Source organism: Pedobacter agri PB92, assembly GCF_000258495.1.
In the GTDB taxonomy this organism is placed as follows: Bacteria; Bacteroidota; Bacteroidia; order Sphingobacteriales; family Sphingobacteriaceae; genus Pedobacter; species Pedobacter agri.
Genome location: NZ_AJLG01000107.1, coordinates 1 through 17,646, shown reverse-complemented (window position 1 = coordinate 17,646; position 17,646 = coordinate 1). Strand labels below are relative to the sequence as shown.

General features: G+C 36.6%; 14 protein-coding genes and 2 pseudogenes. 4 read left to right on the top strand and 12 right to left on the bottom strand.

Annotated features, from left to right (window positions below; translation table 11 throughout):
- Positions 1-1,010, top strand: a 1,010-nt coding sequence (gene purB / locus ON09_RS15330) for an adenylosuccinate lyase (RefSeq protein WP_010601946.1), incomplete at its 5' end; no start/stop codon positions are given.
- Between the two features lie 87 nt (positions 1,011-1,097).
- Positions 1,098-1,649, top strand: coding sequence for a NifU family protein (locus ON09_RS15325; protein WP_010601945.1), 552 nt, complete (start codon positions 1,098-1,100; stop codon positions 1,647-1,649).
- 130 nt (positions 1,650-1,779) lie between these two features.
- On the opposite strand, the gene ON09_RS15320 is transcribed toward ON09_RS15325, so the two are convergent.
- The 5 genes and pseudogenes from ON09_RS15320 to ON09_RS15300 all read right to left on the bottom strand — a co-directional run bounded on the left by ON09_RS15320 (position 1,780) and on the right by ON09_RS15300 (position 6,775).
- Positions 1,780-2,568 (bottom strand): inositol monophosphatase family protein, encoded by a 789-nt coding sequence (locus tag ON09_RS15320; RefSeq protein WP_010601944.1) that lies wholly within the window; start codon positions 2,566-2,568, stop codon positions 1,780-1,782.
- Between the two features lie 58 nt (positions 2,569-2,626).
- Entirely contained in the window at positions 2,627-3,778 is a 1,152-nt protein-coding gene (locus ON09_RS15315) for a prolipoprotein diacylglyceryl transferase (protein ID WP_010601943.1), read from the bottom strand.
- Positions 3,779-3,943: 165 nt separating this feature from the next.
- A pseudogene (gene mtaB, locus ON09_RS15310) lies at positions 3,944-5,265 on the bottom strand (tRNA (N(6)-L-threonylcarbamoyladenosine(37)-C(2))-methylthiotransferase MtaB).
- 123 nt (positions 5,266-5,388) lie between these two features.
- Complete coding sequence (locus ON09_RS15305; protein WP_010601942.1) at positions 5,389-5,955, bottom strand: UbiX family flavin prenyltransferase; 567 nt, start codon at positions 5,953-5,955, stop codon at positions 5,389-5,391.
- A 619-nt stretch (positions 5,956-6,574) separates the two neighbouring features.
- A complete protein-coding gene (locus ON09_RS15300) occupies positions 6,575-6,775 on the bottom strand; it encodes a hypothetical protein (RefSeq protein WP_010601941.1) in 201 nt (66 codons plus the stop codon).
- A gap of 293 nt (positions 6,776-7,068) precedes the next feature.
- Here ON09_RS15300 and ON09_RS15295 point away from each other — a divergent pair, with 293 nt between their 5' ends.
- Positions 7,069-7,275, top strand: coding sequence for a DUF3606 domain-containing protein (locus ON09_RS15295; RefSeq protein ID WP_010601940.1), 207 nt, complete (start codon positions 7,069-7,071; stop codon positions 7,273-7,275).
- Here ON09_RS15295 and treY read toward each other — a convergent pair whose 3' ends face one another.
- The 5 genes from treY to ON09_RS15275 form a co-directional block, all read right to left on the bottom strand.
- On the bottom strand, positions 7,276-11,319 hold the full coding sequence (gene treY, locus ON09_RS15290) for a malto-oligosyltrehalose synthase (protein WP_010601939.1): 4,044 nt from the start codon (positions 11,317-11,319) through the stop codon (positions 7,276-7,278). It abuts the gene before it with no gap.
- Complete coding sequence (locus tag ON09_RS26160; protein ID WP_238533703.1) at positions 11,312-11,788, bottom strand: DUF3459 domain-containing protein; 477 nt, start codon at positions 11,786-11,788, stop codon at positions 11,312-11,314. Before ON09_RS26160 ends, treY begins: the two co-directional genes overlap by 8 nt.
- 7 nt (positions 11,789-11,795) lie before the next feature.
- On the bottom strand, positions 11,796-13,187 hold the full coding sequence (gene treZ / locus ON09_RS15285) for a malto-oligosyltrehalose trehalohydrolase (RefSeq protein ID WP_238533702.1): 1,392 nt from the start codon (positions 13,185-13,187) through the stop codon (positions 11,796-11,798).
- A gap of 8 nt (positions 13,188-13,195) precedes the next feature.
- Positions 13,196-13,429, bottom strand: a complete 234-nt coding sequence (locus ON09_RS15280; protein WP_010601938.1) for a hypothetical protein — start codon at positions 13,427-13,429, stop codon at positions 13,196-13,198.
- A 168-nt stretch (positions 13,430-13,597) separates the two neighbouring features.
- Entirely contained in the window at positions 13,598-14,461 is an 864-nt protein-coding gene (locus tag ON09_RS15275; RefSeq protein ID WP_010601937.1) for an OmpA family protein, read from the bottom strand.
- A 394-nt stretch (positions 14,462-14,855) separates the two neighbouring features.
- Between ON09_RS15275 and ON09_RS15270 the strand changes: the two genes are divergently transcribed.
- On the top strand, positions 14,856-15,176 hold the full coding sequence (locus ON09_RS15270; RefSeq protein ID WP_116168493.1) for an RNA recognition motif domain-containing protein: 321 nt from the start codon (positions 14,856-14,858) through the stop codon (positions 15,174-15,176).
- 224 nt (positions 15,177-15,400) lie between these two features.
- Here ON09_RS15270 and ON09_RS15265 read toward each other — a convergent pair whose 3' ends face one another.
- Together ON09_RS15265 and ON09_RS15260 are read right to left on the bottom strand one after the other, a co-directional pair.
- On the bottom strand, positions 15,401-16,552 hold the full coding sequence (locus ON09_RS15265; protein ID WP_010601935.1) for a galactokinase: 1,152 nt from the start codon (positions 16,550-16,552) through the stop codon (positions 15,401-15,403).
- A 2-nt stretch (positions 16,553-16,554) separates the two neighbouring features.
- A pseudogene (locus tag ON09_RS15260) lies at positions 16,555-17,603 on the bottom strand (UDP-glucose--hexose-1-phosphate uridylyltransferase).
- Between the last annotated feature and the right edge of the window lie 43 nt (positions 17,604-17,646).

Below are 17,646 nucleotides of genomic sequence, written 5' to 3'. Positions count from 1 at the left end.
AGTTTATCCATTTTGGTTTAACCTCTCAAGATATTAATAACACTGCCATTCCTTATTCCATTAAACTGGCGCTAAACGAAAGTTATTATCCAGCTATTGCTTCATTAATTGAAAAAATAAATGGTTTGGCAACTGAATGGAAAGATATTCCAATGTTGGCGCATACTCATGGCCAACCAGCATCGCCAACTAAGCTAGGGAAAGAATTTTTGGTTTTTGCAGAGCGGTTAGCGATACAAGTTGAAGCCTTGAAAGCCATACCCAACAGTGCCAAATTTGGTGGAGCAACAGGAAACTTTAACGCACATCACATTGCTTATCCGCAAGTGAATTGGGTAGATTTCTCGAACAAACTCGTAAATCAAACTTTAGGATTGACGAGAGCACAACATACTACGCAAATTGAACATTACGATCAATTTGCAGCACAATGTGATGCTTTAAAACGTATTAACAACATCATTATCGATTTAGACAGAGACATCTGGACCTATATATCTAAAAATTATTTCAAACAGAAAATCAAAGCTGGAGAAATTGGTTCATCAGCTATGCCACACAAGGTAAACCCCATCGATTTTGAAAATGCAGAAGGAAATGCTGGCATTGCAAATGCGTTGTTTGAATTTTTTGCGGCTAAACTTCCAATTTCAAGATTACAAAGAGATTTAACGGATTCTACTGTGTTGAGAAATATTGGTGTTCCACTTGGGCATACCCTTATTGCAATCCAGTCAACTTTGCGTGGGTTAAATAAAATTTTATTGAACGAAGCAGCTTTACATGCTGATTTAGATGATAACTGGGCGGTAGTGGCAGAAGCCATTCAAACTGTACTACGCAGAGAGAATTTTCCTAATCCTTATGAGGCATTGAAAGAACTCACCCGTACAAATTCAAAAATCAATGCAGCGAGTATTGCAGATTTTATTGAAGGTTTAGCCGTTGCTGAAGAAGTGAAAGTGCAATTGAGAAGCATCACACCATTTAATTATACTGGTGTTTTCTAGCTAAATTAAATTGACGCTAAACAGACAGCATGCAAAAGTTTTATTGGCGACTAATTGTTAATTTTGTTTATTCTAATTGATTAAGACATGACCATTAACGTATATACAGAACAAACTCCAAATCCAGCTACCATGAAATTCATGGTGAACAAGCTATTAATAAACGGAAGTGAAGATTTCGCAACGAAAGAAAGTGCAGAGCATTCTCCGTTTGCAAAGGAGTTATTTAAGTTCAACTTTGTTTCTGGTGTATTTTTCGCCAGTAATTTTGTAACCATTACTAAAACAGATGATGCAGATTGGGCAGATATTGAAGCCATTTTAAAAGAATTTGTTAAAGGTGCTGTTGAATCTGAATTAAAGATTAAGGAAGCTACAGCCGAAGAAGCGCCTGCTTTCGAAGGTTCAGAAACGGAAATAAAAATTCAGCAGATTTTGCATGATTATGTTCGTCCTGCTGTAGAGCAAGATGGTGGTGCAATCACTTATAAATCTTTTGATGAAGGTGTTGTAACTGTAGAATTACGCGGTTCTTGCAGTGGATGTCCATCATCAACCATTACTTTAAAATCTGGAATTCAAAATCTATTACAAAGGATGGTTCCAGAAGTTACAGATGTAGTTTCAGAGGCATTATAACTCGTTATCTTTCATAGTTTATTAAAAGAATGGCCCGCTGATTTAGCGGGCCATTCTTTTTTATATCTATATTTTTTAATGTCTTGCTGATTTTGGAGATCAACGTTGCTTGAGAAAGATCAAATATTCATCAAAAATACCTTTTGATTGCTTCAAGCGTTTCCGCAGTTAATTTACCATTGGTGGCAAGTATTTCTCTTTTTGTAAAATAATCGTTTCCACCAGAAAAATCGAAAACTTCCCCTCCAGCCTGTTGAACTATGAAACAGCCGGCAGCAAAATCCCATTGTTGCAAATTATATTCAAAAAATGCATCGAAACGACCACAGGCTGTATAAACTAAATCAATCGCAGCAGCACCAATGCGGCGTACACCATGGCTCTTCTGCATCATCTCTTCGAGCAACTTCAAATACTGCGCTTGTTTATCAAATTGATAATAAGGAAATCCCGTGGCCAATAAACTTGATTTCAAATCAGGATTCACTGACACCTGTATTTCTTTTTTATTGAGAAAAGCTTTACCACCCCGGTAACTGTAAAACATTTCGCCCCGGTTAAGCTCATAAACAACACCAATTACTGGCAAACCATTCTCATATAAAGCAACGCTAATTCCGTAGGCAGGGATGCCATGAATGAAATTTGTCGTCCCATCTAATGGATCGATAATCCAGATAAAGTTTTTGCCTTCCCGGCTAATTGTTTTCTCTTCGGTAATAAATCCAGCATCTGGGATTAGCTTTTCCAGGTTCTGAACAAGTTTCTGCTCTGCTGTTTTATCAACATATGAAACCATATCATTCAAACCTTTATACTCTATTTTACTGGCATCAAATTGCATTGATTCTTTACGGATAAAATTTCCGGTAAGTTTCACAATTGAGATTACCTTGTTGCATAGTAATTCGTAATTCATAGCTATTTAACAAAAACCCAGGGATGTTGTTGGAATTAATATGATTTTAGAGATGATCTCAGGATGCCAAAGTATTCTTGTTTCTTAAGGCATAAGCACTTAAGGCAATACCGCCAATTACCAAAAAAGTAGATATCATTTCAGCTTGAGTAAATGACAAGCCAAATACATGGTATTTTGAATTCACGCGAATCAATTCAATACAGAAACGTTCGATGCCATTTAAGATCATATAAATGCCGAACATTAAACCTGGCGCTTTTATTTTATCGCGAATGCTCCACAAAAAAGCAAAAAGCAATAAACAAATAATTACTTCATAAATTGGCGTTGGGTAAACACCTTGAGCCAGTTCATTACAAAATTTGCCTGTACAGCCGGGAATGGGAATACCCTCGCCTACTACATTATTTGGATATTTATAAGACCACAACCAATCTGGCAACCATGAAAAAGGTTTTGGATTACTATTTACGATTCCCCAATCTCCATCGCCAGATAAATGACAACCGATACGGCCCACTGCATAAGCCAACATCATTCCCGGTCCACCAACATCAAGCATGTGTAAAGGCTTAATTCCGTTTCGTTTGGCAATGATCAGCACTGCTGCACCACCACAGATTAAACCACCATAAAAGGTTAAGCCACTAAAAGATAGCAGTCGCTCTATTGGATTCTGAACAAAATCATCCCAGTATTCTAAATTATCGAAAAACTTGGCTCCTAAAAAGCCCCAAATTGCTGCCCAAACAATCAAATTACTCATGATCTGGTACGGATGTACAGTAACTTGTGTTTCTTTTGGTTTATCTAGCTTGTTTTTATCTTTCTCCTTATAATCCCAATAGGCAAACAAACCTGCAAAAAATAATCCGCCTAATAAATTCCCTTTGGTTGACATTAAGATGGATTGTGCATCGCTTACAAAAAGAGAATAATTTAGCAATGCGTAAACCAACTTATAGCCAATGATGAAGCCAAAAAGCGCATTCATAATTATCTCAGAAGTAGTTGCCGGTTTGCCGATAACAATGGTTTTCTTTATCGGATGAAGAACACCTAATGCTTCTTTACGTTTAAGCTCTTTTGTAAATGCCCAGTAACCAGCAACAAATGCAATGGCTACAAATACACCAAAAGTGTTAAAGGGCAACGGCAGATTAATGCCAAACAAATATTCTAAGAAATGCGAAACGGTAGGAAACATAAAAATTATTTGTTGCGAAGATAGGAAACAAAGGTTAAAGCTGAAAGCCTAAGATTAACGACGAAGGTACTTTAACCAGAAATACTAAAATAGGATTAAGCAAACCATTGTCCAGGGATTGCAGATTAGCATATAACTACGAAAAAGCACTGACTAAATGCACCTCTAGTGGTGTACGTAAGCAGTTTCGAGTTCTGCCACCTCGACTTCGCCGTCGGCTGTCATTTCCAATAACTTCACTGCTTTTAACTCGTTAACCATTATCGGATCATACTTGGCTCGTACTTTTACGTAGTTTTTGGTAAAACCATGCATGTATCCCATTTTTTGATCAGCTTCAAAAAGTACCTCGGCCTCGCTTCCAATCTGTGACTCGTAAAAGGCCCTTCTCTTTTTATCTGAAAGGATGTGCAGCATTTTACTCCGTTCATTGCGTTGGCTTCCTGGCACTACGCCTTTCATTTCTGCAGCTACTGTCAATTCACGCTCAGAATAAGTAAAAACGTGCAAGTATGAAATATCTAATTGATTTAAGAACTGGTAAGTATCCAGAAAATCTTCCTTTGTTTCTCCGGGAAAACCTACAATCACATCTACTCCTATGCAGCAATGCGGCATAACTTCCTTAATTTTCGCTACGCGTTCTACATAAAGGTCTCTACGGTAGCGGCGGCGCATTAACCCTAGAATTTTATCAGAACCTGATTGTAAAGGAATATGGAAATGAGGAACAAAACGTTTTGAGGTAGAAACAAACTCGATAATTTCATTACTCAACAGGTTTGGCTCAATAGATGAAATTCGGATGCGTTCAATTCCTTCAACCTCGTCTAATGCTTTTACCAAATCAAAAAACTTGTCTTCACGTTCGCCATTACGGATCCCAAAATCGCCAAGGTTTACCCCTGTAAGAACAATTTCTTTAACACCGCTTTCTGCAATCATTTTAGCCCGGTTAACTACATTTTCAATAGTATCACTGCGGCTTGCACCACGAGCTAAAGGGATAGTACAATAAGTGCAGGGATAATCACAACCATCCTGAACTTTTAAAAAGGTACGTGTCCTATCTCCGATAGAGTAAGATGCAATAAAGTTATGGTTTACTTTTTCGATGTTTTGCTGGTGAACAACTGCTTTAGGTTTTTAGTTAAGTCAGTGATATATTCTACAATCCGGAATTTTTCCGCAGCCCCAAGAACCATATCAACACCTTCGATATCGGCAATTTCCTGAGGCTTAAGTTGAGCGTAGCAACCAACAATGGTTACAAATGCATTCGGAGAATATTTTAACGCTTCCTTAACTACCTTTCTGCATTTTTTATCAGCATGATCAGTAACCGAACAAGTATTAATCACATAAACATCAGCCTGATCCTGAAACTCTACTACAGCATAACCTGCATCAGTAAACAATCTACCAATTGTGGAAGTTTCAGAGAAGTTTAACTTACAACCTAATGTATAAAATGCGACCTTTTTCATTGAGCCTGCAAAGATAGCAAAATTAGTTTTCAGTTAGCTGTTTTCAGATTTTAGTCAGTTTGTAATTTGTAAATTTTCATCATATTGAAACAACCGCAAGAAGAAAAATGGACATAAGTATATCTACTTTTCATTCCACCGATAACTATCTTGTTCAAAGCCTGCTAAATCCAGCACTCTGCTAATCACAGTACCAGCTACCTCTTCAATAGATTTTGGTAGACTGTAAAATGATGGATTGGCAGGACAAATAATGCCGCCTGCTTCTGTAACGGCCTTCATATTGTTAATGTGGATTAAACTGAAAGGCGTATCCCGAACTACTGCAATAAGTTTTCTGCGTTCTTTCAATATTACATCCGCAGCCCTGGAAATCAGGTCATTCGAAATACCATGCGCTATTCGCCCTAATGTACCCATTGAGCATGGAACAATAATCATGGTATCGTATTTTGCGGAACCAGATGCGAATGGAGCGTTGAAATCGTTCTTACTGTAAAAAGTGAACTGATCATAATGGTTATAATTTTCATTGCCGAGTTCAAATTGCCAAACTTCTTTGGCATTATCGCTCATTACCACCCCAACAGCACTAATCTGATCTTTTAATTTTTCCAATTGATCGAACAATACCTTCGCATAAATTGATCCGCTTGCACCAGTAACGGCAACGACAACCTTCTTTTTCATCTAACAAAAGTAAGTTTTATTAGTAGCATTATTAAAAACAAAAAAGGGCCAGAACAAAAGTCCTGACCCTACATCTACCTATGAAAAACATACCCCCGAAAGGGTAAGAACAAATATATATAAATTTTTAAAAAAAGATAATGCAGAAGTGTTAAATCCGTTAAATCAATTTATTTTCTTAAAGAACAAATTTAAAAACCTGAAATTCAATCACTTAAAGTCAAATAAAAATATAATTTAATTGAGTAATAGATAAAAATGAGCTTGCCAATTGGAAATGTGATCTGGCCCGTGGCAGATCTTACACGGAATTTTATAGCAAATGGCGTGTAAATACCTTGAAATCCTGGATAAATCATATGCTAAAAAGTAAGATTAATCTTACTTTATAAATCAATTATGTTTATTTAAATCCAAATTTGATCTGATTCTACAAAGTGTTTCGAAAGGCACACCAAGAAAAGAGGAGACATATTTAATTGGAATATTAAATTGAGCTGTTAAGTTAATTGATACGAGAACACGTTGTTAACGAAAAGATAGTATTTCTTTTCTCTACCACGTATTGTTAGCAGATTATTATTTTTAGATAGACTGGCTTTGCTATAAGTGAATATAGTTAGGCAATTAAAGCAACGTTCGTTGCAATCAGGCCTTTATCACTTAACTCAATTTCGAATGACACCCGGGCATCAAGATTTACAGCCTCTGGAAGTCCTTCTAAATTAAAGCCTATATCCTGATGATTCTCATCGAGAATGGTACCACACTTATTTTCGATATCGATGTGAGATATTACGCCCACTCTATTTTGACCCATTTAGAATAAACAAAAAATTTTTGCAATAATACCGATATAAGTATAATTAAAACTACAAATAATAAAATTTTTGAACAACTTTCAGCTATAAAATATTTGAGAGTAAATATCCAAACCGAAAATTGAATGGTAATATTAACGTATTGAGATTATTCGAACACAAAACATTGAACGAAAAATATCCAAATTATTATCTTTTTTTTTAATAATTATGGTTAAATTGAACAGTATATTTCCTGGAAAGCATCGGCTTTTAAATTAGTTGTTATAATAAACCCTTAAAATAAATTATTATGAACAATACAAACCTAAAAATGGATGAGCAATCTGAAATTATAGATATTTCAGAGGAAAAAGAGTGCAGATATTGGACAAGTCGACTCGGCGTGAAGATAGAAGTCTTAAAATCAGCTATCAGGGCAACCAGATGTGTCACATTAAAAGATATTTCAGTTTATTTTGATCAAAATAATATTAAACATCTGACCACCCATAGTTGATCATTTTTTTCTTCCGTATATTTCAGTCAGTGATTTTAACCACTTTTTGGTTGGCTCAAGCTGTGCCATGTCCAATCGCCATGTCCAGTTTCCATCTGCCTTACCTGGAATATTCATTCGTGATTCCTCACCTAAACCTAGCACATCCTGAATAGGAAGAATGGCTGTTTTTGCGGTAGAAGCTAAAGTTAATTTGATTATCTCCTTATGAAATTCATTATCTTCAAAAGCATGGCCTAGGTACGTTATTGTCCTTTCCCGGGTTTGCTCATCTATTTCATTTTTAAACCACCCGATTGATGTATTGTTATCATGAGTTCCAGAATATGCAATGCAATTACTTGTTTCAAAGTTGTGAGGAATGTGCGGCGAGATAACCATATCGGCTCCAAAACCAAATTGTAAAACTTTCATCCCTGGTAAATTAAACTTATCTCTTAATAATTCCACGTCGTCACTTATTTCTCCCAAATCTTCAGCAATGAAAGGCATGTCTGGAAAGTTAGAATTAATTTTACTAAAAAAACCTGCTCCAGGTCCATTTTGCCAAACTCCATTAATTGCATCGCTGTCTGCAGCTGGCACCTCCCAAAAAGATGAAAACGCCCGAAAGTGATCTAACCGCAATAGATCATACATTTCCATATTTTTTTTTAGCCTTCCGATCCACCAATCGTAATCGTTTTGCTTTAATATATCCCAGTTGAAAACTGGCATCCCCCAAAGCTGGCCTTTTTCATTAAAATAATCTGGCGGAACACCTGCAACATGAGTTGGCTTAAGTTGATCATCAAGTTTAAAAAGTTCGGGCTGTGACCAAACCTCTACAGAATCATAGTCGAGATAAAAAGGCAGGTCACCAATGATACTTATATCGTTTAGGTTTGCATAATCTTTTAAATTATGCCATTGTTTAAAAAATACATACTGTTGCCATTTAACCTTATTAATCTCATCATGATATTTATTTTCAAAAGCAGAAATTGTTTTTGAATCGCGGAATTTGAAGTCGTCGGGCCAGTTATACCATTCCGTTTGCTGGTGATGATTCTTGATTGCGGTATAGCGTGAAAAATCTTCGAGCCATTCTTTTTCTATTTCACAAAAGGTTTCGAAAGCCTTCACTAAATTAACAGGCAAACGTTTTTTGAATGTTTGATAAGCTTTGTGTAAAGTTTTAAGTTTTAAAACCTCTACGTCTGCGAAGGAAACTTTTCCGTCGGAAGGAATTTTAGTAGATTCTAAATCAGCACTTGTGATCAACTCTTCTGCTACAAGTTGTTCCAAATCAATCAATAGAATATTTCCTGCTTTTGAAGAATTGCTCGAATAAGGACTATAACCATTCCCCTTTTTTGTTGGGTTGAGCGGCAACAGTTGCCAGTATTTTTGATCCGTTTCGGTTAAAAAATCGATAAATGCCTTTGCTTCTTTACCGAAGTCGCCTATTCCATAAGCAGAGGGTAGTGAAGTAATATGCATTAAAATACCTGCGCTTCTTTTATTTTTTTTCTCGCTTAGTTCTATGATTCCGAGTTGAACATCCGTAAAGATTTGATTGATCAAAATTCCTTCGTTCAAGATATCTTTTACACCATCCTTATCGTCAAGGATATTTTTCCAGTAGGTAGGCCAGGTTTCAGGAAGAACAATCTGGGTTTTCAACCAATCAAAATCCTGGCTGTTTTCTTTAGACGTGATTGATGCTAGACCCACCGGAACCACAACAATTACAGTTTTTTGCTGCTTCTTGCGGGCGAAAGCCAAAATGTTCGTTTGATAATCTCCAATTACTTTCAGCGGAATATATTCACCTGATGCAAAAACATCCTCGTTTTCTTTTCTGAACTTCAGTAGCTTTTCAGTAAGCCACAATTTGATTTCGCCAGAATATCTTTCGTTCCATTGCTGCTTGATAGCGGAATCTGCCTTCAGCAAATTATTCCGCCGTTTATAATCAACAGGCCTTCTATTATCTGGATCTACCAGGCTAAAATCCCACAACTCGGAGCCCTGGTACAAATCAGGAATACCTGGACAAGTGAATTTAAGTATTAGCTGCGACAAGCTGTTTATAATTCCAAAATCGGCTATATCAGATAAAATTTTAGTTATTTCCTGATAAGTTTCTTCTTGTTTATTAATTAGCTGGTTCGCGAATTTTTTAACCAACTGCTCGTATTCTTCGTTTGGCTCTGCCCAGTCCGATCTTTTCTTTGCCTCTCTAAGCGCCTTCTCAATATACATTGCCAGTCGATTTTGAAGATCATCATCGGGTTCTCCCGGCATTGGCATTGCACCTAAAATAGTCTGTAAAATTAAATAAGCATCATTATTATGAACGGACTCGAAAATATGATGCAATGGTTTTGATCTTTTAATAGCTTTAATGAAATTATCAACTGCTGTTTTCCATTTTTCCGGCAGATCAGTAAGCACATTAATCCTTGCCCTAAAATCTTCCCCCCTCTTGGTATCATGTGTGGCACTACCGTTAAGAGATAGTGGCCAATTTTGCTGCCGATCTTTCATCTTACTATGAAATTCGTCTAAACTTAAACCAAAGGCATCTGGCGAATCACCAACTTCTGAATGACCAATAAAGCGGTTGTAAGTGAACATTACCGTATCCTCCACACCTTTCGCCATCAATGGTCCTGTAAACTGCATTAATCGCTGATAAAAAATACTTAATGCCTGATTTTGACGAACATTTCCTTTTTTCGGCATTTTGATAAAAATGCGTATCAATATAGAAGCAACCTCTTTTAAATTTTGTTTTTCGCCAACCTTATTCAGTATCGTTATTAGATTTTGTGCATCAACTTCAGGCAACGGAAAAGAGTAATTATAATATCGGTATACCGGCATTTGAATTAACATTTCGGCGATGCCATGTTTAAACTGTTCCCCGCCAATTAAATCTAATTCAGCAGCCGGAACAAGTTGTTGTGAGAGGAATAATTGAAATAAATTATTTAGTTCTCCCTGCATGTGTTCAAAAAGAATCGAGCGCTTTTTAGCCTCAATTAATTCGCTAGGATCGAGAGCCTTGCCTGTTACTCCACTATAAATCTGATTGAACTTTTCCTGGTTGGCCTGATTGGTAAATAAATTGTTTACCATCGCCAAAAAATCATAACCTGTGTTTCCCTGAGCAGGCCAGTCTGCAGGCATTTGCTCATTTTTCTCCAATATTTTTTCTACTACGATATATACGTTTTCGCCAACAGCTTTCCTCAACCGATTTAAATAAGCTTTTGGATCATAAAGGCCGTCGATATGATCAATCCGCAAGCCTTGAAAAATACCTTTATTAACTAAGTTTAATATGTATTGATGATAAAGATTGAAATTCGCTTCTTCCTGGATAGACAGGCAAATGAGACTATTTACGGTAAAAAATCTGCGGTAGTTGATTGCCTGATCGGTTTCTTTCCAGTTACAAAGACGATAATATTGTTCGTTGGCAATTTCTTGAATAAATCGCTTTTCGTTTATTTCCTTTAAGCTTTTATTTTTTAATTTCCGATTGGATGATGATTTTAAAGGCCAGTTCGAATCACCATAGTTTAAGTAATATTCGTTGTCAACAGCCACTATTTTTAATTCAGTATTTTCAATCACTTGATCGAGGTCATCGCCTAAAAATGGAACCATTAATTTTGTATCATCCTGAATATTGATATCAAAAAACGATGAATACTTGGATTTTGCACCTTTTTTCAACACATCCATGAGCCATTCATTCTTTGGCGAAAAGGCCATATGGTTTGGAACAATATCCTGCAACCAGTTTATGCCAAACGATGTTAGTTCTTTTGATATTTCAAATAATTCCGCCTCTGTACCAATTTCAGGATTTATGCGGTGTGGATTTATTGTATCGTAGCCATGCATACTGCCTTCAACTGCTTCAAATATTGGCGATGCATAAATGGTATCTACGCCAAGGTTTTTCAGGTAAGGAATTATCTTTTTGAATGATTTGAAATTGAAATCTTTATGAAATTGAATTCTATAGGTTGAGGTCGGTTTAAACATTTGAGCTTGTAAAAATTAGAATCGATTCGGGAGAAATAGTGATATTATTTTCGATAAAAACCAAAGGATGATTATTTGTTCCACCCCATTCTATTGCGGCAGAATTTAATTGCAGTTCGTACTCCAATCCATTTGGCATTGGTAACACTTGTTGCTGAGGCGAGAAATTCATCACACATCTTACCTCCTGCCTGCCTTCCCATCGTTGGAGTATCAGACAATTTTGTTCTTTAAAAACATCAACTTTTAGTTGATTTCGATTAAGCGTTGCAAGTACTGTTAATGATTTTCGAAGCTTAATCAATGCGGTATAAAAGTTAAGCATCAGCTGGTGCTTATTTTCATTTAAGCTATTCCAGTTCAGTTTTGAACGATTATAGGTAGTTTCAGCTTGCGGATCAGGTGTATCTTCTTCATGATGAAAAGCTTCGAATTCTTTCTTACGACCTTCTCTTACAGCTGCTATCAATTTTTCATCACCATGGGAAATAAAAAAACTGAAATGGATTGATCTCGCCATATTCTTCACCCATAAAAATTAATGGCAGATATGGACTACAGAATACAGCTCCAGCCAAGAGTTTGAGCATTTCGAAACTAACCAGCTTACTGGTTCGTTCGCCGAGCATTCTGTTGCCAACCTGATCATGGTTTTGAGAAAACACGGTAAACTGCTTGCCTGCATTGCCTTTTGCTTCAATTCCAAACTTTTTTTTACGATGCGGAGAATATTGCCCATCGTACACATAAGCATCAGTAAAAGCTTTTGCCAGGTGTTCGATACCATTGAAATCAGCATAATAACCTGTTTTAGCCTGACCAGATGTTACTCTTAAAGCATGATGAAACTCGTCAATCCATTGCGCATCCATGGCATAACCGCCTTGTTCAACAGGGTTAATGAATTTATTATCATTTAAATCGAGTTCAACAATCAGGTGATGCTTTCGTCCTGTAAATTCTGAAAGCTTATTAACGTATTCTTTGATTTCTTTCAAAATATGCGTGGCACTCAAATCTTTGATCGCATGAACAGCGTCAAGTCGCAAGGCATCGATATGAAAATCTCGGAACCACATCAGTACGTTTTCAATAAAATATTGTCTCACCGGATCGCAATCAGCATCATCGAAATTAATAGCATTGCCCCAGGGCGTGTGATACTGATCGGTGAAATAGGGACCAAAATCATTAAAGTAATTTCCTTCAGGCCCCATGTGATTGTATACAACGTCTAAAATAACCGCTAAACCTTTCTTATGACAAGCATTTACCAAATGTTGCAAAGCTATTGGTCCGCCATAAGTATTTTGTACCGCGAAAGGAAAAACACCATCGTAGCCCCAGTTTCTGTGGCCAGGGAATTGCGCAACCGGCATTAATTCTATTGCCGTAATTCCTAAATCAAGCAGATAATCCAGCTTTTCTTCTATCGATTCAAAATTGCCAGATGGTGAAAATGTTCCAGTATGAAGTTCATAAATGATATAGTTTTCTATCGGAATTCCTTTCCAGCTTTCGTCTGTCCACGCGAATGATTTTAAGTTTATCGCAGTTGAATGTCCTGCTATACCTTGTTTCTGATATGCCGCGGCTGGATCGGCCCGATGGAGGCGTTCATTTTGGACAAGAATTTGACCGTTGTCAGAAAATTTCGCCAGTTCAAAATCATACTCGTCTCCTTCCGCAATTTCATTAGTGCATAGAAACCAATACCCGAAATCCTGTTTTAACATCGGGAATTTCCGTTCCTTATTTACAAGGAATACTGATACCGTTGCAGCATATGGCGCCCAAAGCCAAACTTCAGCTTTTCCCGCACGTGAGAAGTTCAAACCAATTTTTCGCTCCTGGATGTTTATCTCCATCTCTCGGCTTATTGAGTCAGCGAAAAACTGTCTATCTCTTTTCCTTCCGCGGTTACAAAATCTATTTTAGCAAGAGTATTCTCGTTGACTAATTCTACAATATGGGCTTTTAGTTCGGAAGATAACCTTTCAACATCTTCCATTTCACCGATAACTATTTCTAGTTCTGCAGGGCCTTTTGCCCTAACCGCTTCTACTCTATTTCCTAAAAAGGATTTTAATTGATTGATCAGCTCTTCCATAATGTGATATTTACTATGAATAAGCGATAAATGGTAAAAAAAGTTTGGAAGATTTTTAAAGTTGATCGTTTGCTGAGATAGTTTGCTTAAATTCAAAAGCAATCATGCCATTCTTAAGCATAAAAAAAAGGCAGCTTAAAAAGCTGCCTTACAAAATATTTATTCGATTTATTTTTGAGACGCCTCTGGCGCCTTACCAATCAGATCCATAAATTGATCCAACTTAGGCGTAATGATGATCTGCGTACGTCTGTTTTTAGCTTTTCCGGCCGGTGTTGAATTGTCGGCAACTGGATTATATTCTCCTCTACCTCCAGCAGTTAAACGTTTTGGATCAACAGCATATTTGTTTTGCAACACTTGTACAACTGAAGAAGCACGTAGTGCACTTAAATCCCAGTTATTTCTAATATTAGGTTGAGAAATAGGCACATTATCGGTATTACCTTCAATCAACACATCGTAAGTGCTGTAATCCTGAATAATTTTTGCGATTTTGCTTAAGGTCTGACCAGCTTTATCGCTTACCTCAAATCCACCTGATTTATATAACATATTATCAGCCAAAGAGATATAAACCACTCCTTTTAAAACCTGAACATCAACATCGCTAAGTTCTTCTCTGCTTAATGAGCGGGTTAGGTTATTTGTTAACACCATATTAAGTGAATCACTTTTGTTTTTTGCGTTTACCAGTTGTTTAATGTATTTGTTTGAACTGTTAATCTCATCAACTAGTTTGGAAATGTTAACATTACCTTGGTTACTAGAACTTAAACATTTGTTCAACGCATCTTGCAATGCCGTAACATTTGCTTTTTCCGATGCAATTTGTTCCTCTAAACTTTTAACACGACTTGTTGCGCCGGTAAGTTCACGTTGGCTATCCTGATATTTATTACTCAACTCCTGATTCCTCTCTCTCAACTTAGCGTAAGTATCCTGAAGTTCTGCATATTTCTTATTGCTTACACAACCAGAAACTAATACAATCGCCAGGAGTACTATTGGAAATGATTTGTATAATTTCATAATATTATTTTTTAGATTAAACGTTTAACAAATTCCTTGCCGTAATGTTTCAAACGCCCTCTACGGGCTATTAAAGCCTGTTAAGATTCATCGAGGATAAGGATTTAAGGAAAGCTGGAGTTAAACAAGCGAATAATTTGTGGCGTACAGTTTTAGATCAAGCTTGTTATGGCTGACTGGAATTGAATTAAATAAGTTAATGTTACCACCAGATTATCTGCAATAAGGAAAATAAACGGTTAAAAGAAAAAATAAACTTCATAATCTACTATATTTTTAAAAAAACATTGCTTTATGCATTGTTTATCGTTATTTTGCAGCTTTATTAATCTAAATAGCATTTTTTATTGCGTGAAGTTAAAAAATGCTTCACATTAAAGTTAACAATCTCCTTATGATTAAGCTTTTTATTGGTGGCCTTGCAGATAATATCCAGGAAATGGATTTGGCAATTTTTGTCAGTTTACATGGAAAGATAGAAACCATTAAGGTTGTTAGAGATCGGGCAACCGGAAAATGTAAAGGTTATGCTTTTATAGAAGTGATCAACCAATCTGATGCCAGTAACATTATTTCGATGTTAAATGGTGAAACGTTTAAAGGGAACGTAATTACAGTTAAACAAAGTGCAGAAGAAGCACCTAAAAAAGTGTTTAAACCAAAACCTTCAGGAGGGCAACCGCCAAAAAGCAAACGCCCTAGAGTACAACGTTAGTTCGTTCATGGCAGTTCATCATTAGCTATAGCTTATCATTTATATAGAATCGCAATCAATGATCGCTGGTGATTTTAGTTGCCGTTGATACTTTGAATCATTAGCTTCATAATCAATTTTTTCAGGAACAATTTTTACCTATCTTTAACTATCTTATTATAAGTGTATTATAAAATAAAAGGGGATGTAAATTATTTTCCATCCCCTTTTTTACGTCTTGTTGTTTAATCAACCAGCGACGAGCCATCTCCGGTTTCTACTACGTAAGTTTCCAAATTTAAGTCGAATGAATTACTGTAGGCTATTTTGATCTGATCGATTAAACTGTCTATTCGGTCGTCTTTTACAATATTAATGGTACAGCCACCAAATCCGCCACCCATCATCCTGGCCCCAAGTACGCCATCAAAATCTTTCACAAAATCAACTAAAAAATCGAGCTCTTTGCAACTTACTTCATAATCTTTACTCAAACCCTCATGTGTGGCAAACATCAGATTTCCTAAAGCATTTAGGTTACCATTTGCAAGTTGATCAGCAGCTTTCACTACCCTATCAATCTCCTTCACAACAAAAGCACATTTTTGATAAACCTGGCTATCTTTTGGTTTGACATGTTTTTCAAGCAATTCCAGGTTCACATCACGCAAACTATTGACTGTTGGCTCATGTTCCTTAATCCATGCCACTCCTTGTTCACATTGTGATCTTCTTTCATTGTAAGCCGAATCTGCAAGCGAGTGTTTTACATTTGTATTTAGTAGCACAAGCTTGTATCCATCCAGCTTCAACGGAATATATTCATATTTCATAGAACGGCAGTCTAACATCACTGCCTGATCTTTTTTACCAAAAACGGAAGCAAACTGATCCATAATTCCACAATTTACACCCGCAAATTCATGCTCTGCTTTTTGCGAAATCAGCGCTAAATCCATTTGTGAAATATCAAGATTGTTTAAGTGTTTGATGGCAAAAGCGGTTGCACATTCTAATGCTGCCGATGATGATAAACCGGCGCCCAAAGGCACGTTACCATCCAGGTACAAATTGAAACCCGAAAACTGGAAACCTCTTTTTTTGATCTGGTCAGCAACACCTAGAATATAATTGGCCCAGCTTTTATCTGTTTTTTCAATCAGATCAATTGAAGCAACATGTTTTTGCTGATAACTTTCAGAGTAAAGATGTATTTCCTGATCATCGCGTTGCGAAACTGCCACATAAATAGCCTTATTAATGGCAGCAGGCATTACAAATCCATCATTGTAATCGGTATGCTCACCAATAATGTTAATTCTTCCCGGTGATTTTATTAAAACAGGCTCTGTTTGAAAAATTTTTCTGAACGAAGATTTTAGTGCTTGTATATCCATAATTATTTAACCTTATAATGTACCTGTGGCATTTCTCTTAATTTTTTAGCGGCAAATTCAGCAGTTATATCTCGTTGCGGACTTGCCAACATTTCATAACCTACCATAAATTTCTTTACTGTTGCCGAACGTAACAAAGGCGGATAAAAATGCATGTGCCAATGCCATTCCGGATAATCACCACTATTTACCGGAGCCTGGTGCATGCCTGCAGAATAAGGAAAAGATGTTTCAAACAAGTTATCGTACTTAACGGTCAAAATCTTAATTGCATCTGCAAGTGATTTTATTTCAGCCTCAGTAAAATATTTTATGCTCGTTAAGTGCCTTTTTGAAATAATGATTGTTTCATAAGGCCAAACTGCCCAGAAGGGAACCAAAACAACGAAATGATCATTTTCATAAACTACTCTTTCCTGTATTTCCAGCTCCAATTGCAGATATGCTGAAAGCAAACTTTTCCGGTGCACGGCATAATAATTTTCTGACGTTCAGTTTCTTTCAGCAATTCTGCCGGAATATCACTTAACGACCAGATTTGCCCATGCGGATGCGGATTACTGCAACCCATGATTTCACCTTTATTTTCAAAAATTTGAATGTATTTAATCCACTGGTTTTCTGATAAGCTATTAAACTCTTTTTGCCATAAAGCCACAACACTTGCAATGTCTGCAACTTTCATTTCAGGGAGAGTTATGTTATGTTTAGGGCTAAAACTGATGACTTTACACAACCCCTTTTGATTATTTGCAACCAATAAGTCAGCTTCATTAAAGCTGGCTAAAGGTGTATCATCCAGCAAAGCTGAAAAATCATTTTTAAAAACAAAACTTTCGCTATAAGCTGGGTTTACATCGCCATCTGCCCGATCGTTACCTGGACACAAATAACATTTCGGATCGTATTCCGGCCTATTGTCGGGACTAAGTTCTTCAACCTTTCCCTGCCACGGACGTTTAGTTCTGTGGGGTGAAACTAGTACCCACTCACCGGTCAGAATATTTAATCGGGTGTGCGGGTTTGAATCTAAATCGAAAGTATTGCTCATTAATATGGTATTAAATGTATGGGCAAAACTATATATAAATTAT

Bases quoted from the DNA above. Each gene is read 5' to 3' on its own strand.
- ON09_RS15325 (WP_010601945.1), top strand. From the start codon at position 1,098: ATGACCATTAACGTATATACAGAACAAACTCCAAATCCAGCTACCATG.
- ON09_RS15320 (WP_010601944.1), bottom strand. From the start codon at position 2,568: ATGAATTACGAATTACTATGCAACAAGGTAATCTCAATTGTGAAACTT.
- ON09_RS15315 (WP_010601943.1), bottom strand. From the start codon at position 3,778: ATGTTTCCTACCGTTTCGCATTTCTTAGAATATTTGTTTGGCATTAAT.
- ON09_RS15305 (WP_010601942.1), bottom strand. From the start codon at position 5,955: ATGAAAAAGAAGGTTGTCGTTGCCGTTACTGGTGCAAGCGGATCAATT.
- ON09_RS15300 (WP_010601941.1), bottom strand. From the start codon at position 6,775: ATGGGTCAAAATAGAGTGGGCGTAATATCTCACATCGATATCGAAAAT.
- ON09_RS15295 (WP_010601940.1), top strand. From the start codon at position 7,069: ATGAACAATACAAACCTAAAAATGGATGAGCAATCTGAAATTATAGAT.
- treY (WP_010601939.1), bottom strand. From the start codon at position 11,319: ATGTTTAAACCGACCTCAACCTATAGAATTCAATTTCATAAAGATTTC.
- treZ (WP_238533702.1), bottom strand. From the start codon at position 13,187: ATGGAGATAAACATCCAGGAGCGAAAAATTGGTTTGAACTTCTCACGT.
- ON09_RS15280 (WP_010601938.1), bottom strand. From the start codon at position 13,429: ATGGAAGAGCTGATCAATCAATTAAAATCCTTTTTAGGAAATAGAGTA.
- ON09_RS15275 (WP_010601937.1), bottom strand. From the start codon at position 14,461: ATGAAATTATACAAATCATTTCCAATAGTACTCCTGGCGATTGTATTA.
- ON09_RS15270 (WP_116168493.1), top strand. From the start codon at position 14,856: ATGATTAAGCTTTTTATTGGTGGCCTTGCAGATAATATCCAGGAAATG.
- ON09_RS15265 (WP_010601935.1), bottom strand. From the start codon at position 16,552: ATGGATATACAAGCACTAAAATCTTCGTTCAGAAAAATTTTTCAAACA.